At 56.0% G+C, this 1,218-nt stretch carries 1 protein-coding gene; it reads left to right on the top strand.

Annotated elements, in window-relative coordinates; genetic code table 11:
* Window positions 1-167: 167 nt before the first annotated feature.
* Window positions 168-1,218: proline dehydrogenase family protein (locus tag KDK14_RS09025; RefSeq protein ID WP_257264765.1), on the top strand; the 1,051-nt coding region annotated here is incomplete at its 3' end.

Here is a 1,218-nt window from a genome sequence, read left to right as displayed (position 1 = left end):
ATATTTTTATTTTTTTAGTAGTCAGGGAGGGCGATAAATACATCAGGGGCTGTCCGAGAATAGAATGCCCCGGGGGCAACTGCTCCTGCGTTGCTCTCCTGCATCCATGCAGTCCCGCGACGACAGCAAATTGGTCTGAAAATTGGAGAAGGGAATTGGAGAAAGGTATGTTCCAGGCGAAAGATGCATTCAACTCAGGCATTGTCCAGCACAGGCCAGCCGAACTCTGGTCAATGATCTCTGCTCATTACTCCGTGGATGAGGCTTCCTGGCTACAGGAACTGGTGCAGATTCTCGATGAACAGTCCCGGGACTATTCTGAGGCAGCCAGTAAAGCCACCAGAATGATTGAGCAGGTCAGGGGTAGTGATGATGGCATTCATATGATTGATGCATTGCTGCTGCAGTACAGCCTGGATACCCGGGAAGGTATTCTCTTGATGTGCCTGGCCGAAGCCCTGATGCGTATTCCTGATAACCGCACGGCCGATGCCCTGATCCGCGATAAGCTCAGTGTGGCTGACTGGGAAAAACACCTGAGCCAGAGTGACTCGCTGCTGGTCAATGCCTCCACCTGGGGGTTGCTGCTCACCGGCAGGGTGGTCAACCTGGAAGCCGGGGAGGATGGTTCTGCCGGCGGGATTATTGGCAAACTGGTGAACCGGATGGGGGAGCCGGTCATTCGTCAGGCGGTTAACCAGGCCATGAAGATCATGGGGCGTCATTTTGTCCTGGGGCGCACTATTGCAGAAGCGTTAAAGAATGGCCTGAAACAGCGGGAAAAGGGGTATACCTACTCCTTTGATATGTTGGGGGAGTCTGCCCTGACCATGGCGGATGCCCGGCGCTATCATGATGAATACCTGGCAGCGATCCGGGCGATTGCCGCCGAACCTGATCACAAAAACTCCCCCCGCAGCGGAATTTCCATCAAGCTTTCTGCGCTCCATCCACGCTATGAAGTGGCCCACAAAACGCGGGTGTTCCGGGAACTGGTGCCTGCGCTTCTGGACCTGGTTCGCGAAGCCAGGGCGGGCAATGTGGCTATCAATATGGACGCTGAGGAGCAGGATCGCCATGAGCTGTTTCTGGAGGTGTTCGAGCGGGTTTACCGGCACCCGGACTGCCGTGGCTGGGGTGGGCTTGGTCTGGTGATCCAGGCCTACGGCAAACGGGCACTGCCGTCGTTGTGCTGGCTCTCTGCCCTGACCCATGAGC

Origin of the sequence: Endozoicomonas sp. ONNA2, from assembly GCF_024606365.1 — a bacterium.
Lineage (GTDB): Bacteria > Pseudomonadota > Gammaproteobacteria > Pseudomonadales > Endozoicomonadaceae > Endozoicomonas.
Note: the sequence above shows the minus strand (reverse complement) of the source record. Positions and strands in the feature narration are given on the sequence as shown.